18 protein-coding genes are annotated in these 16,633 nt (G+C 60.5%); 3 read left to right on the plus strand and 15 right to left on the minus strand.

All coding sequences use genetic code 11. The features are described from left to right. Positions 1 to 4: 4 nt before the first annotated feature. From rplB to apaG, 13 genes are all read right to left on the minus strand, one after another. Entirely contained in the window at positions 5 to 841 is an 837-nt protein-coding gene (rplB, locus tag HUV48_RS03640) for a 50S ribosomal protein L2 (RefSeq protein ID WP_176266384.1), read from the minus strand. 13 nt (positions 842 to 854) lie between these two features. Continuing rightward, positions 855 to 1,163 (minus strand): 50S ribosomal protein L23, encoded by a 309-nt coding sequence (locus HUV48_RS03645; protein WP_176266385.1) that lies wholly within the window; start codon positions 1,161 to 1,163, stop codon positions 855 to 857. Next, positions 1,156 to 1,782, minus strand: a complete 627-nt coding sequence (rplD, locus tag HUV48_RS03650; protein WP_176266386.1) for a 50S ribosomal protein L4 — start codon at positions 1,780 to 1,782, stop codon at positions 1,156 to 1,158. Before rplD ends, HUV48_RS03645 begins: the two co-directional genes overlap by 8 nt. A 3-nt stretch (positions 1,783 to 1,785) precedes the next feature. Beyond that, positions 1,786 to 2,670 (minus strand): 50S ribosomal protein L3, encoded by an 885-nt coding sequence (gene rplC, locus HUV48_RS03655; RefSeq protein WP_176266387.1) that lies wholly within the window; start codon positions 2,668 to 2,670, stop codon positions 1,786 to 1,788. 302 nt (positions 2,671 to 2,972) lie between these two features. Beyond that, positions 2,973 to 3,284: a 30S ribosomal protein S10 gene (rpsJ, locus tag HUV48_RS03660; RefSeq protein ID WP_006831877.1), complete on the minus strand. Its 312-nt coding sequence runs from the start codon at positions 3,282 to 3,284 to the stop codon at positions 2,973 to 2,975. 151 nt (positions 3,285 to 3,435) lie between these two features. Further along, positions 3,436 to 4,611 carry an elongation factor Tu gene (tuf, locus tag HUV48_RS03665; protein WP_176266388.1) on the minus strand — a complete coding sequence of 392 codons (1,176 nt, stop codon included), beginning with the start codon at positions 4,609 to 4,611 and terminating at the stop codon, positions 3,436 to 3,438. Positions 4,612 to 4,704: 93 nt separating this feature from the next. Further along, a complete protein-coding gene (fusA, locus tag HUV48_RS03670; protein WP_176266389.1) occupies positions 4,705 to 6,798 on the minus strand; it encodes an elongation factor G in 2,094 nt (697 codons plus the stop codon). 134 nt (positions 6,799 to 6,932) lie between these two features. Continuing rightward, complete coding sequence (gene rpsG, locus HUV48_RS03675; protein ID WP_176266390.1) at positions 6,933 to 7,403, minus strand: 30S ribosomal protein S7; 471 nt, start codon at positions 7,401 to 7,403, stop codon at positions 6,933 to 6,935. 115 nt (positions 7,404 to 7,518) lie between these two features. Then, positions 7,519 to 7,890: a 30S ribosomal protein S12 gene (gene rpsL, locus HUV48_RS03680; protein ID WP_176266391.1), complete on the minus strand. Its 372-nt coding sequence runs from the start codon at positions 7,888 to 7,890 to the stop codon at positions 7,519 to 7,521. 414 nt (positions 7,891 to 8,304) lie between these two features. Continuing rightward, positions 8,305 to 10,095 (minus strand): ATP-dependent nuclease, encoded by a 1,791-nt coding sequence (locus HUV48_RS03685; RefSeq protein WP_176266392.1) that lies wholly within the window; start codon positions 10,093 to 10,095, stop codon positions 8,305 to 8,307. A 613-nt stretch (positions 10,096 to 10,708) separates the two neighbouring features. Beyond that, positions 10,709 to 11,218 (minus strand): TadE/TadG family type IV pilus assembly protein, encoded by a 510-nt coding sequence (locus HUV48_RS03690; protein ID WP_176266393.1) that lies wholly within the window; start codon positions 11,216 to 11,218, stop codon positions 10,709 to 10,711. A 57-nt stretch (positions 11,219 to 11,275) separates the two neighbouring features. Beyond that, the gene (locus HUV48_RS03695) at positions 11,276 to 12,064 is read right to left on the minus strand and encodes a LysR substrate-binding domain-containing protein (protein WP_176266394.1); all 789 of its coding nucleotides are present in this window, start codon (positions 12,062 to 12,064) and stop codon (positions 11,276 to 11,278) included. A 73-nt stretch (positions 12,065 to 12,137) separates the two neighbouring features. Further along, positions 12,138 to 12,536, minus strand: a complete 399-nt coding sequence (gene apaG / locus HUV48_RS03700; protein ID WP_176266695.1) for a Co2+/Mg2+ efflux facilitator ApaG/CorD — start codon at positions 12,534 to 12,536, stop codon at positions 12,138 to 12,140. Positions 12,537 to 12,810: 274 nt separating this feature from the next. Here apaG and HUV48_RS03705 point away from each other — a divergent pair, with 274 nt between their 5' ends. Genes HUV48_RS03705 through HUV48_RS03715 form a run of 3 tightly spaced genes read left to right on the plus strand, consistent with a single transcriptional unit; the run spans position 12,811 to position 14,998 of the window. Further along, complete coding sequence (locus HUV48_RS03705; protein WP_176266395.1) at positions 12,811 to 14,082, plus strand: pilus assembly protein TadG-related protein; 1,272 nt, start codon at positions 12,811 to 12,813, stop codon at positions 14,080 to 14,082. A 5-nt stretch (positions 14,083 to 14,087) separates the two neighbouring features. Then, positions 14,088 to 14,597, plus strand: a complete 510-nt coding sequence (locus tag HUV48_RS03710) for a TadE/TadG family type IV pilus assembly protein (protein WP_176266396.1) — start codon at positions 14,088 to 14,090, stop codon at positions 14,595 to 14,597. Further along, a complete protein-coding gene (locus tag HUV48_RS03715) occupies positions 14,594 to 14,998 on the plus strand; it encodes a TadE/TadG family type IV pilus assembly protein (RefSeq protein WP_176266397.1) in 405 nt (134 codons plus the stop codon). The genes HUV48_RS03710 and HUV48_RS03715 overlap by 4 nt, the downstream gene beginning before the upstream one ends. Here the strand turns inward: HUV48_RS03715 and HUV48_RS03720 are convergent. Further along, a complete protein-coding gene (locus HUV48_RS03720; RefSeq protein WP_176266398.1) occupies positions 14,995 to 16,200 on the minus strand; it encodes a trans-sulfuration enzyme family protein in 1,206 nt (401 codons plus the stop codon). The two genes, HUV48_RS03715 and HUV48_RS03720, sit on opposite strands and share 4 nt — an antisense overlap. A gap of 129 nt (positions 16,201 to 16,329) precedes the next feature. After that, positions 16,330 to 16,554, minus strand: coding sequence for a hypothetical protein (locus HUV48_RS03725; protein ID WP_176266399.1), 225 nt, complete (start codon positions 16,552 to 16,554; stop codon positions 16,330 to 16,332). Between the last annotated feature and the right edge of the window lie 79 nt (positions 16,555 to 16,633).

Here is a 16,633-nt window from a genome sequence, read left to right on the forward strand (position 1 = left end):
GCCTTTACCTCTTCTTCTTCGCGTGGCGCGAACGGATGATGTACTTGTCCGTCTGCTTGTTCTTGCGGGTGCGGGCACCCTTGGTCGGCTTGCCCCAGGGGGTAACCGGATGGCGGCCGCCGGAGGTACGGCCTTCGCCGCCGCCGTGGGGGTGATCGACCGGGTTCTTCGCGACACCACGCGTAAGCGGCTTCACGCCCATCCAGCGCTTGCGGCCGGCCTTGCCCAGGTTCTGGTTCTGGTTGTCGGGGTTCGACACCGCACCGACCGTACCCATGCAATCGGCACGCAGGTAACGCTGCTCGCCCGAGTTCAGGCGCACGATGACCATGCCGCGGTCACGGCCGACGAGCTGGACGTAAGCTCCGGCGCTGCGCGCCAGCTGCCCGCCCTTGCCCGGCTTCATCTCCACATTGTGGCAGATGGTGCCGACCGGCATCTGGCCGAGAAGCATGGCATTCCCAGGCTTCGTGTCGACCCGTTCGCCGGCGATCACCTTGTCGCCAACGCCGAGGCGCTGCGGGCAGATGATGTAGGCAAGCGTGTCGTCAGCATATTTGATGAGCGCGATGAAGGCGGTCCGGTTCGGATCGTACTCGATCCGCTCTACCGTGCCTTCGACGTCCCACTTGCGCCGCTTGAAATCGATCATGCGGTACTTCTGCTTGTGACCGCCGCCCATGCCGCGCGAGGTGACATGGCCCTTGTTGTTGCGTCCGCCAGTCTTGCGCTTGCCCTCGGTCAGCGACTTGACCGGGCCGCCCTTGTGGAGGCCCGACTTGTCAACGAGGATCAGGCCGCGCCGGGCGGGACTGGTCGGTTTGTAATTCTTGAGTGCCATTGTCCGGTCCGCCTCAGATACCGCTGGTGACGTCGATGGACTGGCCTTCGGCCAGCGTCACGATCGCCTTTTTCATGTCGTTGCGGCGATAGGGTTTGCCCTTCCACCGCTTCACCTTGCCCTTGGTGACGATGGTGTTCACCTTCGTCACGCTGACATCGAACAGCGCCTCGACCGCTTCCTTGATCTGCGGCTTGGTAGCACCGCCAGCGACCTTGAAGACGACCGCGTTGTTCTCGGAGAGAAGGGTTGCCTTCTCCGTGATGTGCGGGGCCAGAACGACGTCGTAATGACGCGCGTCGATTTCCTGCTTCTTAGCCATTGAAGCGCGCCTCCAGCTTTTCGACCGCGGCCTTGGAAAGGACCAGCGTGTCGTGTTTCAGGATGTCGTAGACGTTCGCGCCTGCCGCCGGCATCACGTTGATGCCCGGAAGGTTGCCGGCTGCCTTGCGGAAGCCGTCGTCAACGCTTTCGCCGTCGATGAAGAGGACCTTGCCGTTCCAGCCCGCCTTGTCGAAGTGGCCCCTGAGAGCCTTCGTCTTGGCGTCCTTGATCGAGAGATCGTCAACGATCACGAGCCCGTCCTTGGCCTTGCTCGAAAGCGCCATCTTGAGGCCGAGTGCACGGATCTTCTTGTTGAGCGACGGATTGAAGTCGCGCTTGCGCGCACCGTGAGCCTTACCGCCGCCGATGAAGATCGGAGCGCCGCGGTCGCCGTGGCGAGCGCCGCCCGAACCCTTCTGCGGCCCGAACTTCTTGCCGGTACGGGCAACGTCGCTGCGCTCGCGCGTCGGACGAGCCGTCTCGCGCCGCTTTTCCAGCTGCCAGGTCACCACGCGGTGGAGGATGTCCGCACGCGGCTCGATGCCGAACACGTCATCGTTCAAATCGATATCGCCCGAACCCTTCGATCCGTCGATTGTCTGGACCTTCACTTTCATGTGTCAGCCCTCCTTCTCAGAGCCATCGGCGGCGCCGGTATCCGAACCACCTGATGCGTTATCGCTTTCGCCTGCGTCGTTCTTCGCCATGAGAGCTTCCTTCTCGGCGATGATCTTCGCTTCTTCAGCAGCGGTAGGACCGGTGTCCACTTCGTGCTCCGCACCGCTTTCGATCATGCCGGCTTGCGCCTCCTCATGGTCGAACTCTTCACGGTTGCGGTACATCACGCCCGGAAACGGCAGCTCGTCATGCTTCACCTTCACGGCGTCGCGAACGAGCATCCAGCTGTTCTTGGCGCCGGGAACCGAGCCCTTCACGAACAGGAGACCGCGATCGGCGTCGGTGCGCACGATCTCCAGGTTCTGCTGCGTGCGCTGACGGTCGCCCATGTGGCCGGCCATCTTCTTGCCCTTGAACACGCGGCCCGGATCCTGGCGGTTACCCGTCGAACCGTGCGAACGGTGGCTGAGCGAAACGCCGTGCGTCGCGCGCAGACCCCCGAAGCCCCAGCGCTTCATCGCACCGGCAAAGCCCTTGCCCTGCGTATGACCGGTGATGTCCACCTTCTGGCCCGCAATAAAATGCTCCGCGGAGATGCGTGCGCCAACCGGCAGCAGCCCGTCTTCGCTCTCGACACGGAATTCCGCAACCTTGCGCTTCAGACCGACTTCGGCCTTCGCGAAATGCTCGCGCTGCGGCTTGTTGACATTCTTCTGTTTCGCTTCGCCCGAACCGACCTGCACGGCGAAATAGCCGTCGCGGTCTTCGGTCCGGTGCGAAATGACCTGACATTCCTCGAGCGCCAGAACGGTGACCGGCACATGGCGGCCATCCTCCTGGAAGAGGCGGGTCATCCCGACTTTCTTAGCGACCACGCCTGTGCGCATGATCCATACTCCTTAAGACAGAGGCACATGAGGACCATTCCCCAGGTGCTTGGTTCTTCAGCGCGGCGAAGCGTGAGCTCCGCCAGGCCTATCAGCCCGAAATGTTCGTATGCGTCGCCCCGTCCGGGCTGAATGCCTTCGCGCGGACAGTGCCGCTGAAAGCGAGACGGGGGACGCAGTCCCGGATAAATCCGGCGGTATCCCGATGTCTTGCCGATTCCCTAGTAGAGCACCAGCGGGGCTATCGAGCGCCCCTGAAACTTCCGGCGGGTTAAGGTCCTGCCGGGGACCGATCAGTAGCCTTAGGCCAGCTTGATCTCGACGTTTACGCCGGCCGCAAGATCTAGCTTCATCAGCGCATCGACCGTCTGGGCGTTCGGCTGCACAATGTCCAGCAGCCTTTTGTAAGTCCGAACCTCGAACTGCTCCCGCGACTTCTTGTCGATGTGCGGACCGCGGTTCACAGTGAACTTCTCGATCCTCGTCGGCATCGGAATGGGACCCCGGATCAGCGCGCCGGTCCGGCGAGCGGTGTCTGCGATTTCGCCAGTCGCCTGGTCGAGAACGCGGTGATCGAACGCCTTGAGGCGAATGCGAATATTCTGGGCTTCCATTTCCAAATACCGATGAGAAAGAGCAAACAAAAATCAGTGGCCCCGCCCCCTCCCGGTTCAGGGAGAGCGGGGCCATCGACGAATACTGATTGTGCCGAAGCTAAGTCCGGTCCGGCGCGGACGAATCCGACGCCGTATGACCGGGCCTATATTACTTCGTGATCTTGCTGACAACCCCCGAACCGACGGTACGGCCACCTTCGCGGATTGCGAAACGCAGACCTTCGTCCATCGCGATCGGAGCGATCAGCTTCACGCCGATCGTCACGTTGTCGCCCGGCATGACCATTTCCGTGCCTTCGGGAAGGATCACTTCGCCGGTCACGTCGGTCGTGCGGAAGTAGAACTGCGGGCGGTAGTTGGCGAAGAACGGCGTGTGACGGCCACCTTCGTCCTTCGACAGCACGTAGACTTCAGCGTTGAACTCGGTGTGCGGCGTAACCGAACCCGGCTTGGCGAGAACCTGGCCGCGCTCGACGTCTTCACGGCCCACGCCGCGGATAAGCGCACCGATGTTGTCGCCCGCTTCACCGCGGTCGAGCAGCTTGCGGAACATTTCGACGCCGGTAACCGTGGTCTTGGACGTATCCTTGATGCCAACGATTTCGACTTCGTCGCCGACGTTCACGATGCCGGTTTCGATACGACCGGTAACAACCGTACCGCGGCCCGAGATCGAGAACACGTCTTCGATCGGCATCAGGAAGTCCTTGTCGACCGGACGGTCGGGCTGCGGAATGTAGTCGTCGACGGCCTTCATCAGCTCGAGAACGGCTTCCTTGCCGATGTTGTCGTCACGGCCTTCGAGAGCGGCAAGAGCCGAACCCTTGACGATCGGAATGTTGTCGCCGTCGAAGTCGTAATCGCTCAACAGTTCGCGAACTTCGAGTTCGACGAGTTCGAGCAGTTCTTCGTCGTCGACCTGGTCGACCTTGTTGAGGAACACGACGAGAGCCGGCACACCGACCTGACGGGCAAGCAGGATGTGCTCGCGGGTCTGCGGCATGGGGCCGTCTGCAGCGTTAACCACCAGGATCGCGCCGTCCATCTGGGCAGCGCCGGTGATCATGTTCTTCACGTAGTCGGCGTGGCCCGGGCAATCGACGTGCGCGTAGTGGCGCGCGTCGGTTTCATATTCCACGTGAGCGGTCGAAATCGTGATGCCGCGCTCGCGCTCTTCCGGAGCCTTATCGATGTTTGCGAAATCCACGGGTGCGTCGAGCACCTTCGTGATGGCCGCAGTCAACGTCGTCTTGCCATGGTCAACGTGACCGATGGTGCCGATGTTGCAGTGCGGCTTGTTCCGCTGAAATTTTTCCTTCGCCATGCTCAAATAACCTCTGATCTAGATAATTGAAATTCTGCCGTGGGCGCGGCGCCCGGTCGATTTCAGGCGCCGCCCCTAAACGTATCGCTCGCCTTAGGCAAGCTTCTCCTTGACCTCTGCAGCAACATTCGCGGGCACTTCGTCGTAATGCGAGAACTGCATCGAATACTGCGCCCGGCCCTGCGTGAACGAACGCAGTTCATTCACATAGCCGAACATGTTCGCCAGCGGCACATTGGCCTCGACCGCCTGGGCGTTGCCGCGCGTGTCGGTGCCCTGGATCTGGCCGCGGCGGCTGTTGAGGTCGCCGATCACGTCGCCGAGATAGTCTTCCGGCGTCACAACTTCCACCTTCATGATCGGTTCGAGCAGCTTGATCCCGGCCTTCTGCGCAACTTCGCGCATCGCTCCGCGACCGGCGATCTCGAACGCGATCGCGCTGGAGTCGACGTCATGGTAGGCACCGTCGTACAGCGTGATGCTGAAGTCGATGATCGGGAAGCCGACGAGATAACCGCTTTCGGCCTGCTCGCGGAAACCCTTCTCGATCGCGGGGATGAATTCCTTCGGAATGTTACCGCCCTTGATCTCGTCTTCGAAGATCACGCCCTGCCCGCGCTCACCCGGAGCGACACGCACCTTCACGCGGCCGAACTGACCCGAGCCGCCCGACTGCTTCTTGTGCGTGTAGTCGACGTCGACTTCGCGGCCGAGCGATTCGCGGTAGGCCACCTGCGGCGCACCGACGTTGGCTTCGACCTTGAACTCGCGCTTCATACGGTCGACGAGAATGTCGAGGTGGAGCTCGCCCATGCCCTTAATGATCGTCTGACCGCTTTCGTGGTCGGTCGTCACCCGGAACGAGGGATCCTCTGCAGCCAGGCGGTTGAGCGCGACGCCCATCTTTTCCTGGTCGGCCTTGGTCTTGGGTTCCACCGACAGTTCGATGACCGGCTCGGGGAATTCCATCCGCTCGAGGATGATCGGCTTCGACGCATCGCACAGCGTGTCGCCGGTCGTCGTTTCCTTCAGACCCGCAATCGCGACGATGTCGCCGGCGAATGCCTCATCGATGTCTTCCCGGTTGTTGGAATGCATCAGCAGCATGCGGCCGATCTTTTCCTTCTTCTCCTTGACGGAGTTGAGCACGCTGCCCTTCGACAGCTGGCCGGAATAGATGCGGGTAAAGGTAAGCGAGCCCACGAACGGATCGTTCATGATCTTGAACGCCAGCGCGCTGAACGGCGCATCGTCGCTGGACGGACGCGTCGCTTCCTCGTCGCTGTCGGGCAGCACGCCCTTGATCGCCGGAACGTCGATCGGGGACGGCATGTAGTCGACCACCGCGTCGAGCAGCGGCTGAACGCCCTTGTTCTTGAACGCGGAGCCGCACAGCACAGGCACGAACGCGCGCGCCATGGTGCCCTTGCGGATCAGCTTCTTCAGCGTCGCTGCATCGGGCTCTTCGCCTTCGAGGTAGGCTTCCATGATGTCATCGTCCTGCTCGACGGCAGTCTCGATCAGCTTCTCGCGGTATTCCGCAGCCTTGTCGGCCATGTCGGCAGGAATGTCGACGTAGTTGAACGTCGCGCCAAGTCCGTCGTTTTCCCACACGATGCCGCGATTGTTGACGAGGTCGACCACGCCCTGAAGGTCGGCTTCCGCGCCGATCGGGAGATACAGCACCAGCGGCGTCGCACCGAGGCGGTCGACGATCGACTGGACGCAGTAATAGAAGTCCGCGCCGGTACGGTCGAGCTTGTTGATGAAGCACATCCGCGGAACGCCGTACTTGTCGGCCTGGCGCCATACGGTTTCGGACTGCGGCTCCACGCCGGCAACGCCGTCGAACACGGCGACCGCGCCGTCGAGTACGCGAAGGCTACGCTCGACTTCGATGGTGAAGTCCACGTGGCCGGGAGTGTCGATGATGTTGATCCGATGCTTCGGCCCCTGGCCGTCTTCGGCGGACCAGAAGGTCGTGGTCGCAGCGGACGTGATCGTGATGCCGCGCTCCTGCTCCTGTTCCATCCAGTCCATCGTCGCGGCACCGTCGTGCACTTCGCCGATCTTGTAGCTCTTGCCGGTGTAATAGAGGATACGCTCGGTCGTGGTCGTTTTCCCGGCGTCGATATGCGCCATGATCCCGATGTTGCGATAGCGTTCCAGCGGATAGTCGCGGGCCATGTTAATTACCTCGAGGGTTGGATGGGAGGAGAAGGCCGCTTGTCCCGCAGCCCTTCGCCCGCCCGATATAATTGCAAATGTTTCCGGTTAAAGACGCGCGCCGAATAATCCGCACGCGCGTCCGCCCCGACCTGTTACCAGCGGTAGTGCGAGAAGGCGCGGTTGGCGTCGGCCATCCGGTGCGTGTCTTCGCGCTTCTTCACCGCATTGCCGCGGTTGTTGGCGGCATCCATCAGCTCGCCCGACAGGCGTGCCGACATGGTGGTTTCCGCACGGCCGCGAGCCGCACCGATGAGCCAGCGTATCGCCAGCGCCTGCGCACGCTCGGGGCGAACCTCGACCGGCACCTGGTAGGTCGCACCGCCGACGCGGCGGCTGCGCACTTCGACCTGCGGCTTGATGTTGTTGAGCGCATCGTGGAACGTCTGGATCGGATCGGTCTTGGCCTTCGCCTCGACCGTGTCGAGCGCGCCATAGACAATGCGTTCCGCAGTGGACTTCTTACCGTCAAGCATGAGGTTGTTCATGAACTTCGACAGGACCTGATCACCGAACTTGGGATCGGGCAGGATGACCCGTTTTTCGGGACGACGACGACGTGACATAATTCTTAACTCCTTCGGAGTGCGGCGACCCCATCCGGGGTCCGCCTTGCTGCTCCAGGGTCAGCCGGGCACCGAGCCTCAGGTTGATACCTGAGGCGTACCCAACCAAAAACGCTTACTTCGGCTTCTTCGCGCCGTATTTCGAACGCGACTGCTTGCGGTCCTTGACCCCTTGCGTGTCGAGCACGCCGCGCAGCACGTGATAGCGCACGCCCGGAAGGTCGCGCACACGCCCGCCGCGGATCAGCACCACGGAGTGCTCCTGCAGGTTGTGCCCTTCGCCGGGAATGTAGGTAATGACTTCGCGCTGGTTGGTCAGGCGCACCTTAGCTACCTTGCGCAGAGCCGAGTTCGGCTTCTTCGGCGTCGTCGTATAGACGCGCGTGCAGACACCGCGCTTCTGCGGGTTCGCTTCCATCGCAGGGACCTTCGACTTGGCCTTCTGCGGTTCGCGGCCCTTGCGGACCAGCTGGTTGATCGTCGGCATAGACTTCTTTCTCTTCACCTGTTTGTCCGGAGCGCGCGGTAATGCGCGCCCGGTCTCGCCTGCTGAGGCTGGCGGCACACTCGGATGACCGGATGGGTTGTCGGGTTCGTGCTTGCCGCCGTCACGCCGGAGACGATCCGGGTCCAGCGAGACAGGAGCGCCGCGCACCAGCGCAGACGCCTGTCATCTTAGCACGAGCCTGAAACACTCCACCTGGCAAGCTTCATGGCCACCGGGTTACTTTGACGGTCGCCCCAGCACCCCCAGGGGAGCGCTCCAATAGAAAAGAGCCTTGCGTGATGACACGAAGGCTCCGGGACATACCGGCAATGTTCAGCTCTATCTACCCGAGCAAGATGCGACTCTCGGTTCGGATGAGGCGGCTCTTACTGGGTATAGGGGTTGGGGTCAAGTCTACACAGGTGCGGAAGTCTGAGCAAATTCATCGATTTGCTCAATAAGTCTTTTCATTGCTGCCGGAACCTCATCGACATGCATAACGTCAATGATGCCGGAGGCAGTAACACTCACTTTGTATTCTGGCTGAATTTGAGAGTTCAGCCACGCAAGTGCGTCTTTGCCTGCAACCATCTTAAAGCGCTCTTCTTTGCTTTCCCACCTACGGTCAAACTCTTCGTATGCTTCTTGAATTAATGTTGCCTCGTGAGCGGTGCGCTGCTTTCTTTCATATGCTTTGTATCGCTCGGTAAACTGGCTCAAAACGTACGACTTCTTCTCAGTACAAAATTGCTCGATTAGGTTCTCGACGGAGTGAACAAATTCTTTTTGCTCACCACCTCGCTTATTTCGCTCAGCGATACGCCTTCTAACAAGCCGCTCTATTGCTGCCGGAACCAAAACGAAATTCTCAATTTCTTTAGATTGGTGGACTGTGCAGAACTGCGAAATTTTTTGAAGCCCGGCTTGAATTTCCTCACATTCAGCTTCGCTGCGATAGTCTCTATCGAGTATCACACCACAAAGCACTGTCCGCCCCAGTGGGTGCTCCATCCCCTCTTTCAAACTTTTCACTTTTTCGGGATTAAATCCTTCAGTCGCGACGACCGCAAAATCGGACCGAACGGCGATGCGCCGTTTACCAAGCTTTCGCGAAAATTGACCGAGGATTTTGAAGTCCAATCCCTCTACAAATAACACCCGCCGGGTTTTTGCTAGTTGCGTTAATATTGGATTAGCCGACGACCCCAATTGAGCAAAAACGCCGCCTAGTTCGAAAGGCGACCGTAATCGTTTGGCTCGCTGCCTATCTTTTGAGACCAATACAATATCTTCTGTTTCGCATTCCGATATTATTTCAGTTGAATGCGTTGCGAGGAGTATATCAGGTCCTAGGCGTTTTAATATCTCAACAAGCTGCCTTTGGAGATCGGAATGTAGATAAACATCTGGCTCATCAATAAGGAAAATGGATGAGTCGTATGCTTGAACAATGTGAGTTAGCATCTGACACCACACCTGAAATCCAAAACCAGACCAAAAAATTTCTCGGTCTTTTCTATCTTCAGGACAATACATGAACAAATACGGCTCGCCATCACGTGGCACGAGTTCGGGACGCTTAATACTCATTCCCGGCCAAGTTGTCTCAACAAGCTTCTGAAACTCATCGAATTTTTCGGGAAAATGATACCAAATATTTCGAAAGTTTCGAGATGCTAGATAGTTTAAGAGTGCCCTACGTGCAGTTTCCTTTTTAAATGGCTTCTCGTAATGGTCTACCGGACTTAAAACCGGCGCGAAACTAATCTTGCATCTAAAATTCTTCCGGAAGGTCGTTGGTGATGAGCACGTCTTTCCCTGTGCATTAGGAATAAGGAAACATGCCTCTCTTTCGGGAAAAAAGAGTGTTAGAGTATTGCCGTTGTTCAGCGTGAAAACAATCTGCGCAGGTTCATCATCGTGATAATCATAAAAAATATTCTCTTCTGCTATGAAAGCATTTCTGAGATCTATAGAGTGTCCATATTGTCGTCCGTTAGGTCCGAGAACCATCTCAGCTTTCTTACTGTTAGCTCTCCGCATTGCTTCGGACAAAATACGAAACGCTCCAACGATTGTCGATTTTCCGGCATTGTTCGGTCCGACGATGACATTGAACTGTTTTAAATCGATCCGAAAGCGCTCAAAAGCTTTGAAACGCGTAAATTCGATGCGAATAAATCGATCTATCTCGTTCTGATTCATACGATGAGAATAGATCGAATGTGACGATTTAAAAGTTAAGGATCGTCGTCACCGTGGAAAACTCTCTGCACACTCGATCTACAAATTTCTGCACTCGAACTTGGCTTCTACCAAACTAAAGTGTCTAAACTTAGTTACGTCTACCTTTCCTACACGCGCCCAACCGACTAACCCCCCCCACCCCGGCTCTTTCCATCGTCCGTTCCCCCGCCCCTCGATTCCGTGTTTGAAACGTCTGCCGAGGACCGTAGCGCCTTGCCCAACCGTCGGCTGCAAGCGATCGGGCTGGCTGCGGGGCAGGCCGTTCGCCACCGGCAGACGCCTCGGCATGCCGCGCCCGCTTCTTCCCACACCACGCCCGCGTAGGGTGACGCTTTGCCGCACAGGGTGACGCCCCGGGCGCGTAAAGTGACACTTTTCGCGTGCAGAGTGACACAAGGGGTTTTTACCCCCTGTACGGTGTTCCATGTGTTCCATGCTGTAGGGCTTCGCGCGCGCTATCCCGCAGAAACGCGCGCTCTTGCTCCTACAGGTCGCTGCGACATGCGCTGGGCTCTGACGACGCCGGATCCGGTGCCCGAGCGCAACTTAACCGAGCCCGCCCGCTGGCCTCCTAACAGGCGGCGGCAGGCCCCTTTCGCTTGCGGCGCCGCTCGGTTCCCGCCTCCGTCTCGACGGTCAGCACGAAGTCCGGCTTCATCGCCGTAACGCCGCTCACGGGAAACAGGCGCGGCATCACCACGCGAGCAGAGTAGGAGACGGTATCGCCGGCAAGGCCGCGCGCCCCTCCTGCGCCCTCGCAACCGCGAGCGCCGATATGTTCGACGGTGACGTTCGCCTTCGCGGCGAGACCACCGGCCCGGCTGCGGACGGCGGCCTCGATCTCCTCCGCCCTCGCGGGCTCCGGATAGCGCTGGCCCGGCGTCCCTATCGGCGTGGCGTCGCGGACGGCTTCGGTCAGCGCGCTCTGCATCACGCAGCGGACGTAGGATTCGTAAGCCATCTCCATGCCGCCCATCGCGAGCGCGCACACGGGCATGGCGATCAGCGCGAACTCGGCGACGGCCGCACCGCGGCGGTCGCGCCGCAACCGACTGCGAAAGGATTGATTTTGCTCACCCATTTGCCCGGCTCTAGGACCCAGGTGGTTACCAAGGGGTTTCTGAGCCGGTGCGAAACGTCAGGCCGTCAGGAAGGCGGCGAGCGCCTTGACCTTCTTCTGCCGCCACTGCGGCGCGGGCGCGACCATCCAATAGGAGCGGCGCCCCTCGTCCGGCCCTTCGAGCACGGTCAGGCGGCCGTCCTCGATCGCGTCCTCGACCAGCAGATACGGAAGGATCGCCCGGCCCATTCCGGCAAGTGCGCTGCTGAGCGCCTGGCCTGCGTTCCCGGTCTGGATGTCCGGCTCCGCCCCTTCGGGAAGCGGCGCGCCGGGCCAGTCGATCCAGCTGTCGGGCGCATCGCTCGCGGCGACGACGACGCGCCGCGCCGGAGCAAGCTCGACGCCTTGCAGATCGCCGGGTCCATCGACGAGACGGATGGCGACATCGAGGTTGGCTTCGGTAAAGTCCGCATTCTCGTTCTCGACCAGCTGGTAGCGGACCTGCGGGTTCTCGGCGCGGTAGGCCGCAAGACGCTGCGCCAGCCACTGCGCGTAGAATTCGCGCGGCGCAGCGATGGTAAAGCGGTCGCTCGCCTGGCCGGCCTGCATCGCCTGCACGCTTTCCTCGAACCGCAGAAAACCGTCGCGTAAAGGATCGAGCCCGGCGACGGCTTCGGCCGTAAGCTCGAGACCCTTGCTGGTCCGCCGGAACAGGACCGTGCCGAGGTGATCTTCGAGTGCGCGGATCTGCTGGCCGACAGCAGCGGGCGTCACCGCCAGCTCATCCGCCGCGCGGGTGAACGAGAGATGCCGGGCCGCGGCGTCGAATACGCGCAGGGCGTTAAGGGGCAGGTGCGTGCGCTTCATTACGCGAAGCCGCGTAAGCCGATGAAGCGTTGGCGGCAAGCCCCCTCGCTTGGCCTATACGCCGCCTGCCCCGTTATTGAGCGGTTGCGGGCGCTGCGAGCGGGAAGAAGGGGATGCGCACCTCGACCTGGGTGCCGTCATCCTTGTGCAGAACGTAGAAGCCTTCCATCGAACCGTGCGAGGTCGGCAGCGGACAGCCCGAAACGTAATCATGCGCTTCGCCGGGCAAGAGGCGCGGTTGCTCTCCGACCACACCCTCGCCATCGACATGGCTGATACCGCCGTTCCCGTCCGTAATCCGCCAGTGCCGGGTCATCAGACGAAGCGGCTCGTCCGCGTCGTTCTCGATCCGGATATGGTAGACCCAGAACCATTGCCCTGCCTCGGGCTGCGATTGTTCGGGGAGGAAATTGACTGCCACCCGCACCGTAATTCCGTGGGTCATGGCAGCGTGCTGGAAAAACGCCTTCATCATCTCGGGCACCCTAACGGTTATCGGATTGCTATTCAATTTACGGCCGGACAATCGTGAACGGCTATCGCCTCGTAAAGCCCGCCAACTGCTGACCGCTTACTGCTCAGCACGCCGAGAACCGCACAAATCTGCGGCTTCTAATGGTTTATTTCCTGTAAACCGCAAAAGTGTAAGAATTGTTAGCAGACAAGCAGGCATTCTCCCCATCACGCCGAGAAAGAAATCGCCGAGGCAGTCCATGTTCCGGCGGTCACGTGAAGGGGCAAGGCAAATGCTGAAACCATTATCGCACAGGCTGAAGAAGCTGAGACACGATAAGCGCGGCAACATCTTGCTGCTTGCCGGTGCTGGCTTCTCCGTTCTGGTGGGCGCTGCGGGCGTGGGTGTCGATGCAGTGCAGTGGTATCTCTGGAACCGCCAGCTTCAGCAAGCGGCCGACAGCGGCGCGCTGGCCGGGGCTCACGCGCTGAACAAGGGCGAGGAATACAGCCTGACCGCCCGGACCGAACTGGAACGGACCGCGAATACGAACTTCAATGTCGAGCGGCTGACCAATCCGCCCGAAAGCGGTAAATACGCAGGCGATACGGGTGCGGTCGAACTCATTGCGACGACGAGCCGGGCCCTGCCCTTCTCCAGCCTGTTCCTGATCGATCCGCCGACCATCCGCGTCCGCGCGGTCGCTGCTACCATCTCCGAAGGACGGCACTGCGTCTACGCGCTGGCCGAAGACGGCATCGGCATTTCGGTGCAAGGCAACTCCGAAGCCGATCTGGGCTGCGGCGTCCTGTCCAATTCGCGAGGCAAGGACTCCATCTATCTGCACGGCAGCAGCTATCTGACCGCAACGCCCATCAGCGCGGCTGGCGGCATATACGCGGAAGACGGCACCTATCCCGCCGACGCTTCCTTGCAGCCCTTCGGGATTGCGAAAGACGACCCGCTGGCTGACCGCGGTCTCACCGTCCCTGCGCACGGACCCTGCACAACGAACTTCCGCCTACGTCCGAGCGAAAGTGCAACTGTAGGCTCCAGCGATCCGACCGCGGTGCACTGCTTCCGCGGCGGCATGGACATCAAGGGCACGCTGACCATGCGGCCCGGCGTCTACATAATGGACGGCGGGTCGTTCAAATCGAACAGCCAGGCGAGCATTACCGGGCGCGGCGTGACAATTATCCTGACGGGCAGCGAACCCGGCAACGTCGCTACGGTAGATCTTGCCGGCGGCAACTTCACCGATCTCAGCGCGCCGACGATGGATCAGAACCCGGACTGGGCCGGCATTCTGTTTTACCAGGACCAGATCGGTTCGAACCAGCGGAGCAAGATTACCGGCGGTACGACCCTCAAGATGAACGGGATCGTCTATTTGCCGGGCGGCGACCTCGATTTTGCGGGCAATTCGGGACAGGATTCCGACTGCCTGCTGCTGGTCGCCAAACGGGTCGGTTTTGCCGGCGATTCCAAGCTCAAGAACAACTGCGGCGACATGCTTGACGACTACGATCTCAGCACCCGCATCATTCGCGTAGTGGAGTAAGCGACATGACGAAACTATCCATTCTCGCCCTCGCCCGCCGCCTGCGGCGCGATGAACGCGGTATCGGGCTGGTCGAACTCGCCTTTGCCGCACCGCTGCTGATGCTGCTCGGGCTCGGCATGGTCGATGTCTCGCGCATCGCGGCGACGAAGATCGACATGGAGCAGGCCGCACAGCGCGTCACCGACTTCGCGCTCGCCCGCCGGCCAATGAACGACAACGCATCCTACCTCGTCAAAGAAGCGCAGGTCATAACGGGTATCACCGACGCCGAGCTTGCCGCGAACCCCGAGCTTATCCAAGCGGAAATCTTCCTCGAATGCAGCGGCACGCGGCAAGCCGACTTCCACGCAACCTGCGACGTCACCCAATCGCCCGCCCGCTTCGTGCGAGTGAGCATCTCCACCGACGTCGATACCGGCTTCGACTGGCGCGCGTTCGCCAACATGTTCGGGGCCTTCGGCACGGAGCGGATCACGACGGTCGACGGCGACAGCCTGGTGCGCTTCCAATGAGCCGCGTCGCGCTTCGCCGGTTCGCGACTGACGAGCGCGGATCGTTCGGCATTGAATACGCTGTCGCCATTCCCGTTCTCGTCACCATGATGATAGGCATCATGCAGTTCGCGGCAGTGCTCCACACTTCCGGTGTGATGCGCCACGCGCTTGGCGAAGGCTTGCGGCTGGCGAAAGTCGATCCGACCGCCACGACCGATGAAGTCATCGCGGAAACGCGCGGCAGCATGAAGGGCGTCGATCTCAACAAGATGACGAACCTGCATTTTGAGCGCGATCAGGTGAACGCGACGCGCATGGGCCGCATGACGATGACCTACGATCTGCAGCCGATCATCCCGTTCGCGGAAATCCCGCCGATCACGTTGACCGAGACCCGGCAGGTCTACCTTCCGAGTTAAAGGCCCGCCGCGCTGAGGGCGCGGTCCATGTCCACGATAATATCTTCGACATCCTCGAGGCCCACATTGATCCTGAGCATACCCTCGGCGACCCCCATTTCCGCGCGGTCCTCTTCTGACAGGCCGGCGTGCGTGGTGGATGCGGGATGACACATCAGCGTGCGCGCATCGCCGATGTTATTCGACAGATCGATCAGCTCGAGCGCATCGAGAATCGCATGCGCCTGCGCGCGTCCGTCGACGATGAAACTGAATATCGGACCGCACGCCGCCATCTGCTTCATAGCGAGTTCGTGCCGCGGGTGGCTTGCTAGCCCCGGATGCAGCATCTGCGCGACCCGGCTTTCCATGAACTGACCGAGCCGCAGAGCATTCTCGCTCTGCTTCTGCGCGCGTAGCTCAAGCGTTTCGAGGCCCTTCAGCACGACCCATGCGTTGAAAGGCGCGCAGTTCGGTCCGGTATTACGCTGAAACGGGAGCAGCACTTCGTCGATGAACTGCAGGCTTCCGCAAACTGCGCCCGCCAGCACCCGGCCCTGCCCGTCCATCAGCTTGGTTGCGGAATAGGCGACGACATCCGCGCCGAACTCCATCGGACGCTGCAGCACCGGGGAGCAGAAGGCGTTGTCGACGACCGTCGTGATGCCGTGCGCCTTGGCGAGGTCGCATACATGGCGCAGGTCGACGATATCGAGCGTAGGATTGGCCGGCGTTTCGAAGAAAAAGACCTTGGTGTTCGGCTTGATGGCCGCTTCCCAAGCATCGTTATCGGCGCTGTCGATCACCGTGGTCTCGATGCCGAAACGCGGCAGCAGGTGATCGACCAGCCAGCGGCACGAACCGAAAGCGGCGCGCGCGGCAACGCAGTGATCGCCTGCCGATAGCTGGCACAGTAGTGCGGCGGTCATGGCCGCCATCCCGCTCGCCTGTGCGCGGCAGGCTTCAGCGCCTTCCATCAGCGCAATCCGCTCTTCTAGCATGGCGACGGTCGGATTCTGCAAGCGGGAGTAGGTCATCCCCTCCTGCTCGCCGGCAAAGCGTGCCGCGACGGTCGCCGCATCGTCGTAGGTGTAGCCGGAGGTCAGGAACAGCGCTTCGCTGGTCTCGCCATGCTCGCTGCGCCAGGTGCCTCCGCGGATCGCCTGGGTTGCGGGGCGCCACTTCTGGGTGACGTCGCGGTTCATTCCGGTCGTTTTTTTCATATCGCGCGCAGCGTTATGTCAGCGGCAGTCCGCGTTCAAGCACAGCCGCCCGAAAGGAGCGGTTTGACAGTCACGCAAACGAAAAACGGGACCAAAGGCCCCGTTCTCGTAATTCGCAGATGCGCTGAATCACGCGCTGATGGGTTCGTCCTCGTCATCGTCGGTGATGAGCAGAATACCCGCACCGACCGCTGCGAGAGCGATGATAATCAGGCCCGGCGTAATCTCGCCGCCGCCAAGCTCGTTTTCTTCCGACACGGGCACGCTGCTGCGAGCCATCGTATTTTGCGCGGCAATGGGCGCCGCGACGAGCGCGGTTGCCGCGGCCGCCAGTGTCAATTTCTTCAAACGCATAGATAGTCCTCCGTAGTAAGCTTCTTCGGGTCTACAGCTACATAGCATTAAAAGCAGCGTCAGTTCCGAAATAAAGTAA

The sequence above is a fragment of the Qipengyuania atrilutea genome, from assembly GCF_013370205.1.
Taxonomy (GTDB): Bacteria; Pseudomonadota; Alphaproteobacteria; order Sphingomonadales; family Sphingomonadaceae; genus Actirhodobacter; species Actirhodobacter atriluteus.